This is a genomic window from Rhizobium sp. CF122 (assembly GCF_000282035.1).
Classification (GTDB): domain Bacteria; phylum Pseudomonadota; class Alphaproteobacteria; order Rhizobiales; family Rhizobiaceae; genus Rhizobium.
Window position 1 is genome coordinate 1 of record NZ_AKKA01000019.1, and the last position, 16,502, is coordinate 16,502.

At 60.8% G+C, this 16,502-nt stretch carries 19 protein-coding genes; 18 read left to right on the forward strand and 1 reads right to left on the reverse strand.

The annotated features are described in order from the left end of the window. Nucleotides 1-867 (forward strand): murein biosynthesis integral membrane protein MurJ (gene murJ, locus PMI09_RS04555; protein ID WP_007789336.1); only part of this gene is annotated, 867 nt, incomplete at its 5' end. Between the two features lie 17 nt (nucleotides 868-884). On the opposite strand, the gene PMI09_RS04560 is transcribed toward murJ, so the two are convergent. Continuing rightward, nucleotides 885-1,310 (reverse strand): YcbK family protein, encoded by a 426-nt coding sequence (locus PMI09_RS04560; RefSeq protein ID WP_007789338.1) that lies wholly within the window; start codon nucleotides 1,308-1,310, stop codon nucleotides 885-887. 694 nt (nucleotides 1,311-2,004) lie between these two features. Between PMI09_RS04560 and PMI09_RS04565 the strand changes: the two genes are divergently transcribed. From PMI09_RS04565 to trmB, 17 genes are all read left to right on the forward strand, one after another. Beyond that, nucleotides 2,005-2,400 carry a VOC family protein gene (locus tag PMI09_RS04565; protein WP_007789340.1) on the forward strand — a complete coding sequence of 132 codons (396 nt, stop codon included), beginning with the start codon at nucleotides 2,005-2,007 and terminating at the stop codon, nucleotides 2,398-2,400. 97 nt (nucleotides 2,401-2,497) lie between these two features. After that, a complete protein-coding gene (gene trpS / locus PMI09_RS04570) occupies nucleotides 2,498-3,562 on the forward strand; it encodes a tryptophan--tRNA ligase (protein WP_007789342.1) in 1,065 nt (354 codons plus the stop codon). 104 nt (nucleotides 3,563-3,666) lie between these two features. Continuing rightward, entirely contained in the window at nucleotides 3,667-4,092 is a 426-nt protein-coding gene (locus PMI09_RS04575) for a cupin domain-containing protein (RefSeq protein WP_007789344.1), read from the forward strand. Nucleotides 4,093-4,172: 80 nt separating this feature from the next. Then, nucleotides 4,173-4,664 (forward strand): universal stress protein, encoded by a 492-nt coding sequence (locus tag PMI09_RS04580; RefSeq protein WP_007789346.1) that lies wholly within the window; start codon nucleotides 4,173-4,175, stop codon nucleotides 4,662-4,664. A 111-nt stretch (nucleotides 4,665-4,775) separates the two neighbouring features. Next, nucleotides 4,776-5,342 (forward strand): NifU family protein, encoded by a 567-nt coding sequence (locus tag PMI09_RS04585; RefSeq protein ID WP_007789348.1) that lies wholly within the window; start codon nucleotides 4,776-4,778, stop codon nucleotides 5,340-5,342. A 101-nt stretch (nucleotides 5,343-5,443) separates the two neighbouring features. After that, nucleotides 5,444-6,103, forward strand: coding sequence for a tRNA (adenosine(37)-N6)-threonylcarbamoyltransferase complex dimerization subunit type 1 TsaB (tsaB, locus tag PMI09_RS04590; RefSeq protein WP_007789350.1), 660 nt, complete (start codon nucleotides 5,444-5,446; stop codon nucleotides 6,101-6,103). Next, a complete protein-coding gene (locus PMI09_RS04595; protein ID WP_193385381.1) occupies nucleotides 6,100-6,600 on the forward strand; it encodes a GNAT family N-acetyltransferase in 501 nt (166 codons plus the stop codon). Before tsaB ends, PMI09_RS04595 begins: the two co-directional genes overlap by 4 nt. A gap of 36 nt (nucleotides 6,601-6,636) precedes the next feature. Beyond that, complete coding sequence (locus tag PMI09_RS04600) at nucleotides 6,637-7,065, forward strand: Fur family transcriptional regulator (protein ID WP_007789354.1); 429 nt, start codon at nucleotides 6,637-6,639, stop codon at nucleotides 7,063-7,065. A 30-nt stretch (nucleotides 7,066-7,095) separates the two neighbouring features. Next, nucleotides 7,096-7,893 carry a lysophospholipid acyltransferase family protein gene (locus tag PMI09_RS04605; protein ID WP_007789356.1) on the forward strand — a complete coding sequence of 266 codons (798 nt, stop codon included), beginning with the start codon at nucleotides 7,096-7,098 and terminating at the stop codon, nucleotides 7,891-7,893. 48 nt (nucleotides 7,894-7,941) lie between these two features. Beyond that, nucleotides 7,942-9,366: a tRNA (N6-isopentenyl adenosine(37)-C2)-methylthiotransferase MiaB gene (miaB, locus tag PMI09_RS04610; RefSeq protein WP_007789358.1), complete on the forward strand. Its 1,425-nt coding sequence runs from the start codon at nucleotides 7,942-7,944 to the stop codon at nucleotides 9,364-9,366. Between the two features lie 4 nt (nucleotides 9,367-9,370). Then, nucleotides 9,371-10,423, forward strand: a complete 1,053-nt coding sequence (locus tag PMI09_RS04615) for a PhoH family protein (RefSeq protein WP_007789360.1) — start codon at nucleotides 9,371-9,373, stop codon at nucleotides 10,421-10,423. Then, nucleotides 10,423-10,938: an rRNA maturation RNase YbeY gene (gene ybeY, locus PMI09_RS04620; protein ID WP_007789362.1), complete on the forward strand. Its 516-nt coding sequence runs from the start codon at nucleotides 10,423-10,425 to the stop codon at nucleotides 10,936-10,938. Before PMI09_RS04615 ends, ybeY begins: the two co-directional genes overlap by 1 nt. Further along, entirely contained in the window at nucleotides 10,935-12,086 is a 1,152-nt protein-coding gene (locus PMI09_RS04625) for a hemolysin family protein (RefSeq protein ID WP_007789364.1), read from the forward strand. The genes ybeY and PMI09_RS04625 overlap by 4 nt, the downstream gene beginning before the upstream one ends. A gap of 77 nt (nucleotides 12,087-12,163) precedes the next feature. Beyond that, nucleotides 12,164-13,765 (forward strand): apolipoprotein N-acyltransferase, encoded by a 1,602-nt coding sequence (lnt, locus tag PMI09_RS04630; protein ID WP_007789366.1) that lies wholly within the window; start codon nucleotides 12,164-12,166, stop codon nucleotides 13,763-13,765. Nucleotides 13,766-13,916: 151 nt separating this feature from the next. Beyond that, complete coding sequence (locus PMI09_RS04635; RefSeq protein ID WP_007789368.1) at nucleotides 13,917-14,336, forward strand: helix-turn-helix domain-containing protein; 420 nt, start codon at nucleotides 13,917-13,919, stop codon at nucleotides 14,334-14,336. 184 nt (nucleotides 14,337-14,520) lie between these two features. Beyond that, the gene (metK, locus tag PMI09_RS04640; protein WP_007789370.1) at nucleotides 14,521-15,774 is read left to right on the forward strand and encodes a methionine adenosyltransferase; all 1,254 of its coding nucleotides are present in this window, start codon (nucleotides 14,521-14,523) and stop codon (nucleotides 15,772-15,774) included. Beyond that, a complete protein-coding gene (gene trmB / locus PMI09_RS04645) occupies nucleotides 15,771-16,472 on the forward strand; it encodes a tRNA (guanine(46)-N(7))-methyltransferase TrmB (RefSeq protein WP_007789372.1) in 702 nt (233 codons plus the stop codon). The genes metK and trmB overlap by 4 nt, the downstream gene beginning before the upstream one ends. Nucleotides 16,473-16,502: the final 30 nt, after the last annotated feature.

Consider the following 16,502-nt stretch of genomic DNA (forward strand, 5'->3'; position numbering starts at 1 on the left):
CCGCCCGCCGTTACCGGCGGCATTACCCAGATCAATCAGATGATCGGCCAGGCGATCGCTTCATCTCGCGAAGGTGCGATCGCCGCGCTTCAATATGCGGACCGCATCTACCAGCTGCCGCTCGGCGTCGTCGGGGTTGCCGTCGGCGTGGTGCTGCTGCCAGAACTGGCGCGCGCCTTAAAGGGCGGCAATCTCGACGAGGCCGCTAATTTGCAGAACCGGTCGATGGAATTCGTGCTGTTCCTGACCATCCCGGCTGCCTTTGCGCTCTGGATCCTCTCCGACGAGATTATCCGCGTGCTCTATGAGCGCGGTGCCTTCCATCAGGAAAACACCGCGATCGTCGGCTCCATCCTCGCCGTTTACGGCATCGGCCTGCCTGCTTTCGTGCTGATCAAGGCGCTGCAGCCCGGTTTCTATGCACGCGAGGACACCAAGACGCCTATGCGCTTTTCCGCCGTTGCTGTTGGAGTCAACTGCGCGACGGCGCTGACGCTCTTCCCGTTCCTCGGCGCGCCAGGCATTGCGGTTGCGGAAGCGACAGCCGGCTGGATCAGTACCGTGCTTCTCTTCACCACGCTGCTGCGTCGCGGTCACCTCACCTGGGAATGGGCCTTGGCGCGGCGCACGGCGCTGCTCGTCGTATCCGCAGCCATCATGGGCGGCGTGATCATGTATCTGCAGCACCGTTGGGAGCCGTGGCTTGCCTCAGGCGCACACCTGGCGACGAAGGTCGGCACACTCGGCCTACTGATCGTCATCGCCATGGCCGTCTACTTCGCGACGGCGTTCCTGATCGGCGGCGCAAACCTCGGCATGATCCGGCGCAACCTGAACCGCAAGCCGGCAGCAAAGGTCGACGGCTAGCGGTCTGGCGGCACGCTTCAGCAATAGGTCCATCGTCGTTTGGGACCTATGTCAACGTGAACGATGCCATTGCAGTAGCGGCCGATTCCGCCGATGCCTGGTGCCGACGCCGCGATCGCGATGATCGTTCGCTCCGATACGCCGGGGATGCGGATATCGGCGGCCGCGCAATGGCGATGTTGAGAGTGTGATCGCCCGCGCGCCCGGAACCCCGAGGTTACCATCGGACGGCGGCCGGTCTTGGCGGCGATATAGGCGAGAACGCCGCGCAGTTGCGGCGGGAAGCAGTTCGCCTTGACGCTGACGGTCTGCAGAGAATAGGCGAGCGTTTCTTTGTGCTTCAGCGGCGGTATTGCAACTCTTCTGACATTCTGGGCGTCGGCACCGTCGAAACACGACAGACAGAACAGGCCGGCGAGCGCGATGGAAAATGCGGACTGCATGGTTCCCTCCCCTCGAAATACGCCGGAGCGGCCGGCGTAGCTTTTGGCGGATGGAACGCTCTCCCCAAAAATGGCCTTTTTGTGAAATTGTTTACCTTCCGTAACGGAAGAATGCCACAATTTACTGCTAATTGATGAATTAGTTATACCTCAAAAGAGGTATAAATTTCCCTTCACGTAAATTTGTGAGAAATACTCACAAAAAAATCCGCCACCAAATTTCCCCGCCCGGTGGGGCTCCTCCTACAATGAGATCGTCGAGATCGTCCCTCACGGATACACCGCAAGGCGTTGCGGCGAGACGGGACCGGCGCCGGGTGCGGAGGAAGAACGTGAGCTTCCGCATTCGGGGTTCGCAGAAAATGGTCTCCCGCCGGGGACGGCAGCGCGGCGCCAATGCTGCGTTGAGTGTCGCTCCGGACGTGCCTGTGTGGCACACAAGGCTGTCGGCGGCGCGCAAGCGTCGACCGGAGTTGCGGGCACAAACCGCCGAACGGGGCGCTGGGAAGCGCCATATGTTCTTTACTCCAGCGAGGCAATTTCCAGCGCCCTCGAGTGACATGCAGGATCAAGCCACGGGCCGCAATGATTGCGTGAAGGTGAAGGCGTCGTGGCGGCCTCGATGGCCGCAGCCGTCCCCTTGACCGGCCACTCATCCTTGGCGACAACATCACACCACAGATCGGAGCCCACAATGTCCCAATCGCTTTTCCTCGTAACGCTCGTCGTCGACGACTACGATCGCGCCAAGGACTTCTACTGCGGCGCGCTCGGCTTCGATTGCCTCCAGGACGATGTTCAGCCGGACGGCAAGCGATGGGTTGTGGTCAAGCCCAAAGGCGACGACGGCGCGGCATTTCTGCTCGCGCGCGCCGCCAACGATCGGCAAACGGCCGCGATGGGCAACCAGACGGGCGGGCGCGTTGGCTTCTTCCTCAAGACCGATGATTTTGCGCGCGACCACGCGTCGATGCTGGCCAAGGGCGTGCAATTTCTCGAGGGGCCGCGGCACGAGGCTTATGGGACGGTCGCCGTGTTTTCGGATCCTTACGGCAACACCTTCGATCTGATCGAACACGCCACAGGCTGAACCCCTTGATTGCCCTGTCTTCCGCGTGCATAAGCGCGCCCGTTAGCAACATGGGTTACAAACCCTGGGGCCCTCCACCAGCCTAATCGAGGACATAATGAGCGAATTCAAGAAAGTCGTTTTCTCTGGCGTCCAGCCGACCGGCAATCTCCATCTCGGCAACTATCTCGGCGCAATCCGCAAATTCGTGGCGCTGCAGGAAGGCAACGACTGCATCTACTGCGTCGTGGATATGCATGCGCTGACGGCGCAGCTCGTCCATGACGACATGCCGAACCAGATCCGTTCGATCGCCGCCGCCTTTATTGCGTCCGGCATCGATCCGGAAAAGCACATCGTTTTCAACCAGTCGGCCGTGCCGCAGCATGCCGAGCTCGCCTGGATCTTCAATTGCGTCGCGCGCCTCGGTTGGATGAACCGCATGACGCAGTTCAAGGACAAGGCCGGCAAGGACCGTGAGCAGGCCTCGCTTGGCCTCTACGCCTATCCGAGCCTGATGGCTGCCGACATTCTCGTTTACCGCGGCACGCATGTCCCGGTCGGCGACGATCAGAAGCAGCACCTTGAACTCGCCCGCGACATCGCCATGAAGTTCAACCTCGACTATGCGGAGCATATCCGCAAGTCGGGCTATGGCATCGACATCACCGTCGGCGACGAGCCGGTGCATGCCTATTTCCCGATGGTCGAGCCGCTGATCGATGGCCCCGCGCCACGCGTCATGTCACTTCGCGACGGCACCAAGAAGATGTCGAAGTCGGATCCGTCCGATCTCTCGCGCATCAACCTGATGGACGACGAGGACGCGATCTCGAAGAAGATCCGCAAAGCCAAAACCGATCCGGAAGGCTTGCCCTGCGAAGTCGACGGCCTCAAGGGTCGCCCGGAGGCCGACAACCTAGTCGGCATCTATGCGGCGCTAGCCGACAAGTCGAAGGCGGACGTGCTTGCCGAGTTCGGCGGTCAGCAGTTTTCGGTCTTCAAGCCGGCGCTGGTCGATCTCGCCGTCAACGTGCTCTCGCCGATCACCGCCGAGATGCGCCGCCTGATGTCGGACACCAGCCACATCGACGCGATTCTGCGCAATGGCGGCGAGCGCGCAAGGGCGCGCGCCGAGGTGACGATGAAGGAAGTGCGTGACATCGTCGGCTTCCTGTACTGAGATACGGCCTAACGAGCTTGTCCGGGGCGGCGGTTGTCGCCCCGGACTTGTCGAACCCGGACCTGCAGCGTAATCTTTTGGGAACGGTCCGTCAGGAGGCTTCGATGCGAGATCGCAACCTCATCCAGATCGGCGCCATGGAGATCCGGCTTCTGATCGACGAGGATCAGAGTGCCGGCAGCCTGGTGATGTTCGAATTCACAGTCCCGCCTCAGGCACGTGTCCCGGCCGCTCACTATCACCGCGACGTCGACGAAGTGATCTACGGATTGTCCGGCACAATGACGACGACGCTGGACGGGCGCAAACACGAGATCGCACCGGGGGGCACCCTGTTCATCCCCCGTGGTTATGTCCACACCCACGAGAACCTGCACGGTGAAACCGCCAAGGCTTTGATCACAATGACACCGGGCTTGATCGGCAGACGCTACTTCGAGGAGATGGCTCTGGCCATCAACGTTCAGGGCAAGCCGGATATCGAGCATGTGAAGGCAATCATGCGCCTTTATGGACTGGTTCCGGCCTGACGCAGACCCGGATAGCGGACCCTGCAAGGGTCAAAACGAGGGCTTGCAAATTTTCAGGTTCAGGTGTCAGAGTCCGCGCCATGGTATCAAAACGACTCTCCCGGCTCGAAGGTCATCGCCGCAAATTCATGGCGGTCATTGACGATACGCCCGAATGCTCGCGCGCCGTCCACTATGCCGGCCGGCGCGCCAAGAACTCGAATGGCGGCCTTGTGCTGATGTACGTCATTCCGGAGGGCGACTTCCAGCAGTGGCTGGGGGTGGAGGAGATCATGCGGGCCGAGGCGCGCGAGGAGGCCGAGGCCGTGGTCGCCAAGGCGGCGCATGTGGTTCGCGAAACGATCGGCATCGACCCGGAAATCGTCATCCGTGAGGGAAGCGCCACCGAGCAGATCAACGCCGTCATCGAAGAAGACCGCGACATCGCGATCTTGGTACTGGCCGCAAGCTCGGCCAAGGAAGGTCCAGGACCGCTGGTGTCGTCGATCGCCGGGCGTGGCGCGACATTTCCCATCCCCGTCACCGTGTTGCCTGATACATTGACCGACGAGGAACTGGATGCTCTCGCATAAAGCGATTTCTTGAGTACCAGTCTCTTGAATAGAGTTGCCAATCGGCTTATTTTCTCTTTTGAAGAATTCTAAAGACGGCTTGGGGCCACTGCCCGCCGCACGGAGAGCGAGATGTTTATTCAGACCGAAGCCACGCCGAATCCCGCCACGCAGAAGTTTCTGCCGGGCCGCGTCGTGATGGAAAACGGCACGGCCGAATTCCGTAGCGCCGACGAAGCGCAGGCTTCGCCGCTTGCCGCTCGGCTGTTCGAGATTGCGGGCGTGACCGGCGTCTATTTCGGCTACGATTTCATCTCCGTCTCTAAGGACAATGCCGAGTGGCAGCATCTGAAGCCGGCAATCCTCGGCTCGATCATGGAACATTTCATGTCGGGCAAGCCTGTGATGGGCGATGCATCGGTTCTTTCCGAAGACCTCGACGCCGGCGGCGAATTCTTTGACGAAGCCGACGAGTCGATCGTTCTCACGATCAAGGAGTTGCTCGATACCCGCGTGCGCCCGGCCGTTGCGCAGGATGGTGGCGACATTACCTTCCGCGGCTTCAAGGATGGCAAGGTCTACCTCAATATGAAGGGCTCGTGCTCCGGCTGCCCGTCTTCGACGGCGACGCTGAAGCATGGCGTGCAGAACCTGCTTCGCCATTTCGTTCCGGAAGTCGAGGAAGTCGTCGCCGCCTGACGACGACACTCTGTCCCGGCACTCGTCCTGGCGCAGCATTTGCAAGCGCGGCAGGGTGAATGTATGGACACTCAGGAACGCTTTATTCGGAAATTGATGCCATGATCATACTGGCGCTCGACACCGCAGGTGTGGATTGCGCTGCCGCTCTCTATGACAGCGGCAGGGATACGATGCTGGGGGAGGCATCGGACATGATCGGCAAGGGGCATGCTGAGCATCTGATGGGGATTGTCGACCGTGCGCTGGACCAGGCCGGCGTGGCGCTTTCGGCTGTCGATCGCATTGCCGTCACCGTCGGTCCAGGCTCGTTTACCGGCATTCGCGTCGGGGTCGCTGCCGCCCGCGGCTTTGCGCTATCGCTCGGCGTTCCGGCGGTCGGCGTCACCACGCTTGCGGTGATGGCCGAAGCGCAGCGGCTGAAGACGCCGGGCCGCCCGGTGCTCGCTGCCATGGACGCCAAGCGAAATGAGATCTACCTGCAGGCCTTCGATGCCGACGGCGAGCCGCTTGATGAAGCGCGCGCCGTCAACGTCGAGGAAGCGGAGGCATTCGCCGCGACATTCGAAGGCGAAGTCATCGGTTCGGCAACGCCTCTCCTGAAGCCGGACGCGACGGGCGATTACGCCAATCATTTCCCGATTTCCATGGTGGCGCGCCTCGGCGCCGCTGCTGATCCATCTGCTGGAAAGCCTAAACCTCTTTATCTGCGCGGACCCGACGCCAAGCCGCAGGTCGGGTTTGCCATTGCGCGAGTATGACCATGTTGGAATCCTATTTGACGCTGAAGCCGGAATTCGAAATCATCGCGATGGATGCCGATGACTGCCGCGCTGTCGCGGCCCTGCACGGTGAACGTTTCGCCCGTGCGTGGGGCGACGGCGAGTTCTACAGCCTGCTCAGCCAGGACAATGTCTTCGGCTTCGTAGCCCGCCAGACCAATGCGTTTCTCAAGAAGCCGCTGCCGGGCTTTGTGCTCGCGCGTCAGGTCGCCGGCGAGGCGGAAATCCTGTCGATCGCCGTGCAGACGAAGGTCGCACGCGCCGGCCTCGGCTGGCGGCTGATGCAGGCCGCGATGCGCGAAGCACACGCGCGCGGCGGCGAGAGCATCTTTCTGGAGGTCGATGACGGCAATGCGGCGGCGCTCGGCCTCTACCGCAAGCTCGGCTTCGAGAAAGTCGGCGAACGCAGGGGATACTATAAGGATGCCAACGACGCGGTTTCCACAGCGCTTGTCATGAAGCGCGTTCTTCGCTAGTCCGTTGCTTGAACGTTGACTATCGGAAGGCAGCCCATGACTGACGTCGCCAAGACCCTCGAGGAGCTTTGCGCTGAACGCGGCATGCGCATGACCGAGCAGCGCCGGGTGATCGCGCGCATTCTCGAAGAATCCGCCGATCACCCTGACGTGGAAGAACTCTATCGGCGCTCGGTGAAGGTCGATGCCAAGATCTCGATCTCCACGGTCTATCGCACCGTGAAACTGTTCGAGGACGCCGGCATTATCGAACGCCACGACTTCCGAGACGGCCGCTCGCGCTACGAGACGGTGCCCGAAGAGCATCACGACCACCTCATCGACCTCAAGTCGGGTGTCGTCATCGAGTTTCACTCGCCCGAGATCGAGGCATTGCAGGAACGCATCGCCCGCGAACACGGCTTCAAGCTGGTCGACCATCGGCTGGAACTTTATGGCATCCCGCTCAAGCCGGACGAGCGCTGAGGCCATGATCGCAGGCGCGGAGTCTTCGTCTTGATCGCCTGGCTGCGCGTCGCCCTCGCCGGCATCATCATCCTCTTCGCCAGCATCCTGCTCATGCCCTGGCAGCTTTTGGCGCTCCGCTTCGACTGGAAGCTGCGGCGCCGGCTGCCCCGCATCTGGCATAGGATCGTCTGTTTCTGCCTCGGCATCCGCATCCGCGTGCATGGCAAGATGGAAACGCACAGGCCCTTGATGCTTTGCGCCAACCATTCGTCGTGGATGGACATCATGGTGTTGTCGGCTGTCGCCGACGTTGCCTTCATCGCCAAGATCGAGGTACGCGAGTGGCCGATCTTCGGCACGCTGGCGAAGCTGCAGAAGAGCGTCTTCGTGGTGCGCGAGGAAAAGCGCAAAACCGGCCATCAGGCGAACGAGATTGCCACTCGCATGGCGGACGGCGAGATTGTCGTATTGTTTCCGGAGGGCACGACCTCGGATGGGAACCGACTTCTGGAGGTCAAATCCTCGCTGTTCGGCGCTGCTGCCATGGCAGTTCCCGCTTCGCCAACAGGCGCTGTCGTGATCCAGCCAGTCGCGGTCGCCTATACGGGTGTCTATGGTCTGCCAATGGGACGTTATCATCGCCCGCTCGCCTCCTGGCCCGGCGACGTGGAGATGCTCCCGCACCTGAAGGACATGCTGCGATGCGGCGCCTTTGAGGTGGACGTCTGTTTCGGCGAGGCGGTCGAATATCGCGGCGACAGCAACCGCAAGGAAGTCAGCGCGACGATTGCCCGACGCATCCGCACGATGCTTGGCGCCGCATTGCGCGGCCACAAAGTGGCCTGAGGCAAGATTTCCTTTTCTCGCGCATGAAAAACCACTAAATAGCCGGCCATGACCCAGGACAGCGCCCTTCTTCCGGCCCCGGAGACCGATCTCCGTGATGGCAGCAACAGCCGCAAGGTATTCATCAAGACCTATGGCTGTCAGATGAACGTCTATGACTCGACGCGCATGAGCGACGCTCTTGCCCGCGACGGATACGAGCCGACGGAGGTTCTGGAAGAGGCCGACCTCGTTCTCTTGAATACCTGTCATATCCGCGAGAAGGCTGCCGAAAAGGTCTACTCGGCGCTCGGGCGCCTGCGCGACATGAAGAAGGAGCGCAACAAGGAAGGCCGGGAGTTCATGATCGGGGTTGCCGGCTGCGTGGCGCAGGCCGAGGGCGAGGAAATCCTTCGCCGCGCGCCTGCTGTCGATGTCGTGATCGGGCCACAGACTTATCATCGCCTGCCGGAAGCGCTACGCAAGGCGAAGGAAGGGCAGCGCATCGTCGATACCGAATATGCGCTCGAAGACAAGTTCGACCATCTGCCGATCGCCGAAAGCAAGAAAATCCGCTCGCGCGGCGTAACCTCCTTCCTCACCGTTCAGGAAGGTTGCGACAAGTTCTGCACCTTCTGTGTCGTGCCCTATACGCGCGGTTCGGAAGTGTCGCGGTCGGTCAGTCAGATCGTCGAGGAAGCGCAGAAGCTCGTCGAAGGCGGCGTGCGCGAGATCACGCTGCTCGGCCAGAACGTCAACGCCTGGCATGGTGTCGGCGCCAATGGTCAGGAATGGACCCTCGGTGATCTGCTCTACCGGCTGGCCGAAATTCCCGGGCTTGCACGTCTGCGCTACACCACCAGCCATCCGCGTGACATGGACGATCGGCTGATCGAGGCGCATCGAGATCTGCGCGCGCTGATGCCGTACCTGCATTTGCCGGTGCAGGCCGGCTCCGACCGCATCCTGAAGGCGATGAACCGGCGCCATACGGCTGCCGAGTATCTGACGCTGGTCGAGCGCATCCGCACTGCCCGCCCTGATATCGCGCTTTCCGGCGACTTCATCGTCGGCTTTCCGGGGGAGACAGACCGGGATTTTGACGATACACTGCGCCTGGTGGAGGAGGTGCGATATGCGCAGGCCTTCTCCTTCAAGTACTCGACACGGCCGGGCACGCCCGGTGCGGAACTGAAGGACCAAGTGCCGGAAGAGATCAAGGCAGAACGGCTGGAACGCCTGCAGGCGCTTCTCCTGAAGCAGCAGCAGGAATTTGCCGAATCCTGTGTCGGGAAAATCATCGAACTGTTGCTTGAAAAGCCCGGTCGCATGTCTCAACAACTTATCGGGCGTTCACCCTGGCTTCAGTCGGTGAATGTTGATGCAAAAGAATTGCAAATCGGTGACATTATTAATGTGCGAATCACCGGAACTGGAACCAACAGCCTGTTTGCCGAGATTGCAGAGGCTGGAGGTCTAACCCAAGGAGCCTGACCGCTTGAACGGACAAGAATTGGTTTCTTCTTCACCGCGCCACCCACGCATTGCGAGCGACGCCAATCACTTTATTCTGACGTTCGAGAACAATCGGTTCGCCAGTGAACTGTTCGGCCAGTTCGACCAGAACCTCAAGCTCCTTGAAGAGCGCCTGCATATCGACGCTCGAGCGCGGGGCAATTCCGTCGTTATTTCTGGAGACATCGTCGCCACCAACCAGGCGCGGCGTACGCTCGACTATCTCTATGAGAAACTCCAGAAAGGCGGCAGCGTCGAACGTTCCGACGTTGAGGGCGCGATCCGTATGGCGGTGGCCGCCGACGATCAGCTTAGCCTGCCGACGATGGAGAAAAAGGCCAAGCTGACGATGGCCCAGGTTTCCACGCGCAAGAAGACCATCATCGCCCGCACGCCGACGCAGGATGCCTATCTCCGGGCACTGGAGCGCGCTGAACTCGTATTCGGCTGCGGTCCGGCCGGTACCGGCAAGACCTATCTCGCCGTCGCCCACGCCGCTCAACTGCTGGAACGCGGCGTCGTTGAGAAGATCATTCTTTCGCGCCCAGCCGTCGAAGCTGGCGAACGTCTCGGCTTCCTGCCAGGCGACATGAAGGAAAAGGTCGATCCTTATCTTCGTCCGCTCTATGACGCACTCTATGACATGATGCCCGCCGACAAGGTCGATCGTGCCATTACCGCCGGCGTCATCGAAATTGCGCCGCTCGCCTTCATGCGTGGCCGTACGCTCGCCAATGCCGCCGTCATCCTCGACGAAGCGCAGAACACCACGTCGATGCAGATGAAGATGTTCCTGACGCGTCTTGGCGAGAATTCGCGGATGATCGTCACCGGCGACCCAAGCCAGATCGACTTGCCGCGGGGCGTCAAATCCGGCCTCGTGGAAGCGCTGCAACTGCTGAACGGCGTCGAAGGCATCTCGATTGTCCGCTTCAAGGATACGGACGTCGTGCGCCATCCGCTCGTGGGGCGCATCGTCAGGGCGTATGATTCAACATATGCAACGGATACCGAAGAGGATAGTCAGCAGGGCTGATGGCGGAACTCGATATCCAGATCAGCATCGAGGAGGACAATTGGCCCTCCGAAGATGCGTTGCATGCATTGGCGGATCGCGTACTGGAAGTGGCCGCCACCTATCTTCGCGAGAGTGAGAAGCAGCCTTTTCCCAAGATGGTCCCCGAAGTCTCGCTGGTTTTCACCGACGATGCCTCGATCCAGGACATCAATGCGGAATGGCGCGGCAAGGACAACCCGACCAATGTACTTTCGTTTCCCGCCTTCCCTGTGAAGCCGGGCAAAGTGCCAGGCCCGATGCTGGGCGACATCATCATCGCAAGAGAGACCGTGGAGCGGGAGGCAATCGAGCTCGAGAAGAGCTTTGACGACCATCTAACGCATCTGATGGTGCATGGTTTCTTGCATCTCTTCGGCTACGATCATAATAATAACGCTGAAGCCGAGATAATGGAGGGGCTTGAGACTCGCATTTTGGCGGTACTCGGCCTATCTGACCCATACGAGGGTCAAGACCTTAAAATGGAACCATGAGCGACTTTACGACGAGACCGGCCGCCGAGGCCAAGGACGCCGACCAATCATCCTCCTCTGACGAGGGTGGCAGTAGTAGTAGGCAGTCCGGACGATCCCAATCCTTCTGGTCGCGCGCGGCGCGCATCCTGAGACCACAACAGGGCTCGCGCCTTCGCGAGGACATCGCGGATGCGCTGATGACCGACGCAGCTGACGGCGACGTCTTTTCGCCCGACGAACGGGCGATGCTGCACAATATCCTTCGCTTCCGCGAAGTGCGTGTCGCCGACGTCATGGTGCCCCGCGCCGATATCGAGGCCGTCGATCAGAACATCACCATCGGCGAACTGATGATCCTGTTCGAGGAATCCGGCCGTTCGCGCATGCCGGTCTACGCGGATACGCTCGACGACCCGCGCGGCATGGTGCATATCCGTGATCTCCTGTCCTACATCGCCAAGCAGGCGCGCAACAAGCGCCGCGGCAGCACCAAGACGCTCAAGCCGGCAGAGCCTCTGGTCGAGGTTTCCCCCGAACACCTGCAAAAGCCGACGCGCGTCGCCAAGCCGAATTTCGACCTCAGCCGCGTCGACCTGCAGAAGACGCTTTCGGAGGCCGGCATCATCCGCAAGATCCTGTTCGTTCCGCCGTCGATGCTTGCTTCGGATCTCCTTCGCCGCATGCAGGTGAACCGCACGCAGATGGCGCTCGTCATCGACGAATACGGCGGCACTGATGGATTGGCATCGCACGAGGATATCGTCGAGATGGTTGTCGGTGACATCGACGACGAGCACGACGACGACGAAGTCATGTTCAAGCGTGTGTCCGAAGACGTCTTCGTCGCGGACGCCCGTGTCGAACTGGAGGAGATCGCAGAAGCGATCGGACCGGACTTCGACATCACCGAGCAGGTCGATGAAGTGGACACGCTGGGGGGCCTGATCTTCTCCGAACTCGGGCGCATTCCCGTGCGCGGCGAGGTGGTACAGGCGCTGCCCGGCTTCGAATTCCATATTCTGGATGCCGATCCACGCCGGATCAAGCGCGTGAGGATCACCCGCAAGCGCCAGGCGATCCGCCGCCGCGTCAAGATCGACGGTGACGGCGCACCCGGTTCGGATCATGGCGAAGAGCGGCAAACGGACGCTCCCACAACAAACTGATTGCCGCAAACCACGACAAACGGTGGCTTTTTTGAAAGACTGCGGTCGGGTTGATTCGCAGCGTGATGGGAGTGTGCATGGAGCGGCTTGCAGACAGGGTTATCCTGGCCTGGGGGTTCAAGAGGGTTGCACTGGCCGTCCTCGCAGGCGCCATCGGCGTTCTGGCCCTACCTCCATTCGGCTTCTTTGCCGCCATGTTCGTGTCGTTCACACTGCTCGTCTGGCTGATCGATGGCTCGGCGGCCGCTCCCGAAAGCGGCCTCATCGGCCGACTGTGGCCTTCCTTCGCCATCGGCTGGCTCTTCGGCTTCGGCTATTTCGTCGCCGGCCTCTGGTGGCTCGGCCATGCCTTGATGATCGATGCCGAGGCCTTCGCCTGGGCGCTGCCGCTGGCAATCTTCGGCCTGCCTGCTGTGCTCGCCATCTTCTACGGCGTTGCTGCCGCGCTGGCGCGAACCATGTGGTCCGATGGCATGGGGCGGATTGCGGCGCTTGCGGCGAGCTTCGGATTGCTCGAGTGGCTGAGGAGCGTACTTTTCACCGGCTTTCCCTGGAACGCTGTCGGCTACGGTATGACGCCCGTGCCGCTCATGATGCAATCGGCGCACGTCATCGGTATCATGGGCATCACCTCGCTCTCGGTCTTCACCTTCGCCGCTCCCGCGCTCCTCGGCACCCGCCAGGGCGCGAAGCTCGGCCTCTCACTGGCAGCCCTGCTTTTTACAGCGCATCTCGGTTACGGCGCCTATATCCTCTATGGCCTGCAACCTGCGCCAGCACCGGATTCCAAGAGCCCGGTCATTCGCCTCGTTCAGCCGATGATCGAACAGACGGCGAAGATGGACAATGACGCCGACCGCGCGGCAATCTTCGAGAAACACCTGAAGCTCTCCGTCGAGCCACCGAAGGACGGCCGCCGGAAGCCCGACATCATCGTCTGGCCGGAAACGGCCATTCCCTTCATCCTGACCGACAATCAGGACGCGCTCAGTCGGATCGCCGACACCCTCGACGACAATCAGATCCTGATCGCCGGCGCCGTTCGGGTGGAAGACACCGGTCCCGGCAATCCGCCCCGCTACTACAATTCGATCTACGTCATCGACGGCCGTGGCCAGATCACCGGAGCCGCCGACAAGGTGCATCTCGTGCCGTTCGGTGAATACGTACCATTCGAGAGCGTCCTCGACGATTTCGGCATCCAGAACGTGGTCGAGATGCCGGGCGGCTTCTCGGCCGCCGCCACGCGCCGACTGCTGACCTTGCCGACGGGGATCAACTTCTATCCGCTCGTCTGCTACGAGATCATTTTCCCCGACGAGATGACAGGCGACCTTGGCGCGGCCGATGCCATCCTCAATGTCACGAATGATGCCTGGTTCGGCGCAACCCCCGGCCCGTATCAGCACTTTCAGCAGGCCAGGTTGCGTGCTGTGGAGACCGGTTTGCCGCTGATTCGCAACGGCAACAGCGGTATTTCTGCCATCGTGAACGCCCGCGGCGAGGTTATTGCCGGCCTCGGCCTCAATGAAACGGGCTTCGTCGACGCAACCATTGAGAGCTTCGGCGCGCAACGCGATCCGGGCTACCCACGCCAAACTTACTTCTGGTTGCTGGAAATACTTCTGTTTGCAATTGCGCTGGTTTCGCGTTTTGGTTTTGTTTTCAAGCAGAATTGACCGAAAACCCCTAAAATTGCATAGTGGTTGGGATCGGCGTTCTTAGCGTATGTTTCAAGGTGGTTAATCAAGACTTTGCAACGTGGCGTTTTGGGGTGGGTTTGGGCATGCCGGTTTGAACAAGGTTGAAAATTATTGTTAGGGCAGGACCATGATTGAGAACAAGAAGAGGCCGAACCCCATCGACATCCATGTTGGCAGTCGCATTCGCCTTCGTCGAACAATGCTAGGAATGAGCCAGGAAAAACTCGGGGAGAGCCTCGGCATCACGTTTCAGCAGATCCAGAAATACGAAAAAGGCACCAACCGCGTCGGTGCCAGCCGCCTCCAGAACATCTCCAGCATCTTGAACGTTCCGGTTTCCTTCTTCTTCGAAGATGCGCCCGGCGACCAATCCTCCGGCCTGTCCGGTATGGCGGAAGCCTCCAGCTCCAACTACGTGGTCGACTTTCTTTCGTCGTCCGAAGGGCTTCAACTCAACCGCGCCTTCGTGAAGATTACCGATCCCAAGGTTCGCCGCAAAGTCGTCGAACTGGTGAAGGCACTCGCCGCCGAAGCCGACAGCGAATAATCGCCACTCAAAATTTGGTGCAGAACAGGAAAGCGGTCGCAACGGCCGCTTTCTGGCGTTTTTTGGGCATAATTTGCCACTTAGCCGTAGATATAAAGATATATTTATGTCCTTCTACGCTTGTTTTTCCTGTGCGAACTGAGTACCTACTACGCAGCTTTTGTTCTTTGAGGGGAATCCCGAAATGCGCGCCAATTACCTCTTTACCAGCGAGTCAGTTGCCGAAGGTCACCCGGACAAGGTGTGTGACCGGATCTCCGACGAGATCGTGGATCTGGTGTACCGCGAAGCCGCCAAGACCGGCGTCAACCCCTGGGGCGTGCGCATTGCCTGCGAGACACTGGCAACCACCAACCGCGTCGTGATCGCCGGCGAAGTGCGCCTGCCGCCGAGCCTGATGAAGAAGGACAAGAACGGCAACGACGTCATCAACCCTTCAAAGTTCAAGGCCGCTGCCCGCCGCGCCATCAAGGACATCGGCTACGAGCAGGACGGCTTCCACTGGAAGACGGCGAAGATCGACGTGCTCCTGCACTCGCAGTCCGCCGACATTGCCCAGGGCGTCGACAATGCCGCCGACCAGCAGGGTGACGAAGGTGCCGGCGACCAGGGCATCATGTTCGGCTACGCCTGCAAGGAAACGCCGGACCTCATGCCGGCGCCGATCTACTACTCCCACAAGATCCTGCAGCTGCTTGCCACGGCTCGCAAGAAGGGCGACGGCGACGTCGCAAAGCTTGGTCCCGATGCGAAGAGCCAGGTGACGGTGCGCTATGTCAACGGCAAGCCCGCCGAAGTCACGTCGATCGTTCTCTCCACCCAGCATCTCGACGAAAGCTGGGATTCGAACAAGGTTCGCGCCGTCGTCGAGCCCTATATCCGCGAAGCTCTCGGCGATCTGCCGATTGCCGACGATTGCGTGTGGTATATCAATCCGACCGGCAAGTTTGTGATCGGCGGCCCTGATGGCGACGCTGGCCTCACCGGCCGCAAGATCATCGTCGACACCTACGGCGGCGCTGCTCCGCACGGCGGTGGTGCGTTCTCCGGCAAGGACACGACCAAGGTCGACCGCTCGGCTGCCTATGCCGCCCGCTACCTCGCGAAGAACGTTGTTGCTGCTGGTCTTGCCGACCGCTGCACGATCCAGCTTTCCTATGCGATCGGCGTCGCACAGCCGCTGTCGATCTATGTCGACCTGCACGGCACCGGCAAGGGCGTGACGGAAGACCAGGTCGAAGCCGCGATCCGCAAGAACATGGATCTGTCGCCGACCGGCATCCGCCGTCACCTCGACCTCAACAAGCCGATCTACGCCAAGACCTCGGCCTACGGCCACTTCGGCCGCAAGGCTGGCCGCGACGGCTCGTTCTCCTGGGAGCGCACCGACCTTGTCAAGGCGCTCAAGGAAGCCGTCAAGGTCAAGGAAGCAGCATGACCGACATGGAACGCCGCGGACGCGCGACCGAAGCCTTCTTCGGTCGTCGCAAGGGAAAGGCTCTGCGCGAACATCAGGCAGAGCGACTGAACACCCTGCTTCCGGCGTTCCTCATTGATCTTTCAGCGGCTCCGCCCGGGCCGCTGAAGACCCTCTTTCCGGTGCCGACAGACAGGCTGCGCCTGGAAATCGGCTTCGGCGGCGGCGAGCATCTGATCCATCGCGCCGTGGAAATGCCGTCCACCGGCTTTATCGGTGTCGAGCCTTTCATCAATTCCATGCAGAAGCTGCTGACGAGCGTTGACAAGGCGAGCGCTAAGAACGTCCGCGTCTACGACGACGATGCGACGCAGTTGCTGGACTGGCTGCCCGATGCCTCGATCGACCATATCGATCTGCTTTACCCGGATCCGTGGCCGAAGCGGAAGCACTGGAAGCGCCGCTTCGTCTCGAAGACCAATCTCGACCGCTTCCACCGCGTATTGAAGCCGGGCGGGCTGTTCTGCTTCGCGTCCGATATCGACACTTACATCAACTGGACGCTGCTCAAGTGCCGCGACCACGGCGGCTTCGAATGGCTGGCCCAGAATGCTGCGGATTGGCTGACGCCCTACAAGGGTTGGCCGAGCACACGCTACGAGGCCAAGGCACGGCGCGAAGGCAGATCTTCCGCCTATCTGACATTCAAGCGCGTCTGAGCCTGCGTTAGAGCGTTTCATGTTTTGACC

Bases quoted from the DNA above. Each gene is read 5' to 3' on its own strand.
- PMI09_RS04580 (WP_007789346.1), top strand. From the start codon at position 4,173: ATGGTATCAAAACGACTCTCCCGGCTCGAAGGTCATCGCCGCAAATTC.
- trpS (WP_007789342.1), top strand. From the start codon at position 2,498: ATGAGCGAATTCAAGAAAGTCGTTTTCTCTGGCGTCCAGCCGACCGGC.
- PMI09_RS04560 (WP_007789338.1), bottom strand. From the start codon at position 1,310: ATGCAGTCCGCATTTTCCATCGCGCTCGCCGGCCTGTTCTGTCTGTCG.
- PMI09_RS04625 (WP_007789364.1), top strand. From the start codon at position 10,935: ATGAGCGACTTTACGACGAGACCGGCCGCCGAGGCCAAGGACGCCGAC.
- PMI09_RS04600 (WP_007789354.1), top strand. From the start codon at position 6,637: ATGACTGACGTCGCCAAGACCCTCGAGGAGCTTTGCGCTGAACGCGGC.
- ybeY (WP_007789362.1), top strand. From the start codon at position 10,423: ATGGCGGAACTCGATATCCAGATCAGCATCGAGGAGGACAATTGGCCC.
- lnt (WP_007789366.1), top strand. From the start codon at position 12,164: ATGGAGCGGCTTGCAGACAGGGTTATCCTGGCCTGGGGGTTCAAGAGG.
- PMI09_RS04585 (WP_007789348.1), top strand. From the start codon at position 4,776: ATGTTTATTCAGACCGAAGCCACGCCGAATCCCGCCACGCAGAAGTTT.
- PMI09_RS04635 (WP_007789368.1), top strand. From the start codon at position 13,917: ATGATTGAGAACAAGAAGAGGCCGAACCCCATCGACATCCATGTTGGC.
- tsaB (WP_007789350.1), top strand. From the start codon at position 5,444: ATGATCATACTGGCGCTCGACACCGCAGGTGTGGATTGCGCTGCCGCT.
- trmB (WP_007789372.1), top strand. From the start codon at position 15,771: ATGACCGACATGGAACGCCGCGGACGCGCGACCGAAGCCTTCTTCGGT.
- PMI09_RS04565 (WP_007789340.1), top strand. From the start codon at position 2,005: ATGTCCCAATCGCTTTTCCTCGTAACGCTCGTCGTCGACGACTACGAT.
- PMI09_RS04575 (WP_007789344.1), top strand. From the start codon at position 3,667: ATGCGAGATCGCAACCTCATCCAGATCGGCGCCATGGAGATCCGGCTT.
- miaB (WP_007789358.1), top strand. From the start codon at position 7,942: ATGACCCAGGACAGCGCCCTTCTTCCGGCCCCGGAGACCGATCTCCGT.
- PMI09_RS04595 (WP_193385381.1), top strand. From the start codon at position 6,100: ATGACCATGTTGGAATCCTATTTGACGCTGAAGCCGGAATTCGAAATC.
- metK (WP_007789370.1), top strand. From the start codon at position 14,521: ATGCGCGCCAATTACCTCTTTACCAGCGAGTCAGTTGCCGAAGGTCAC.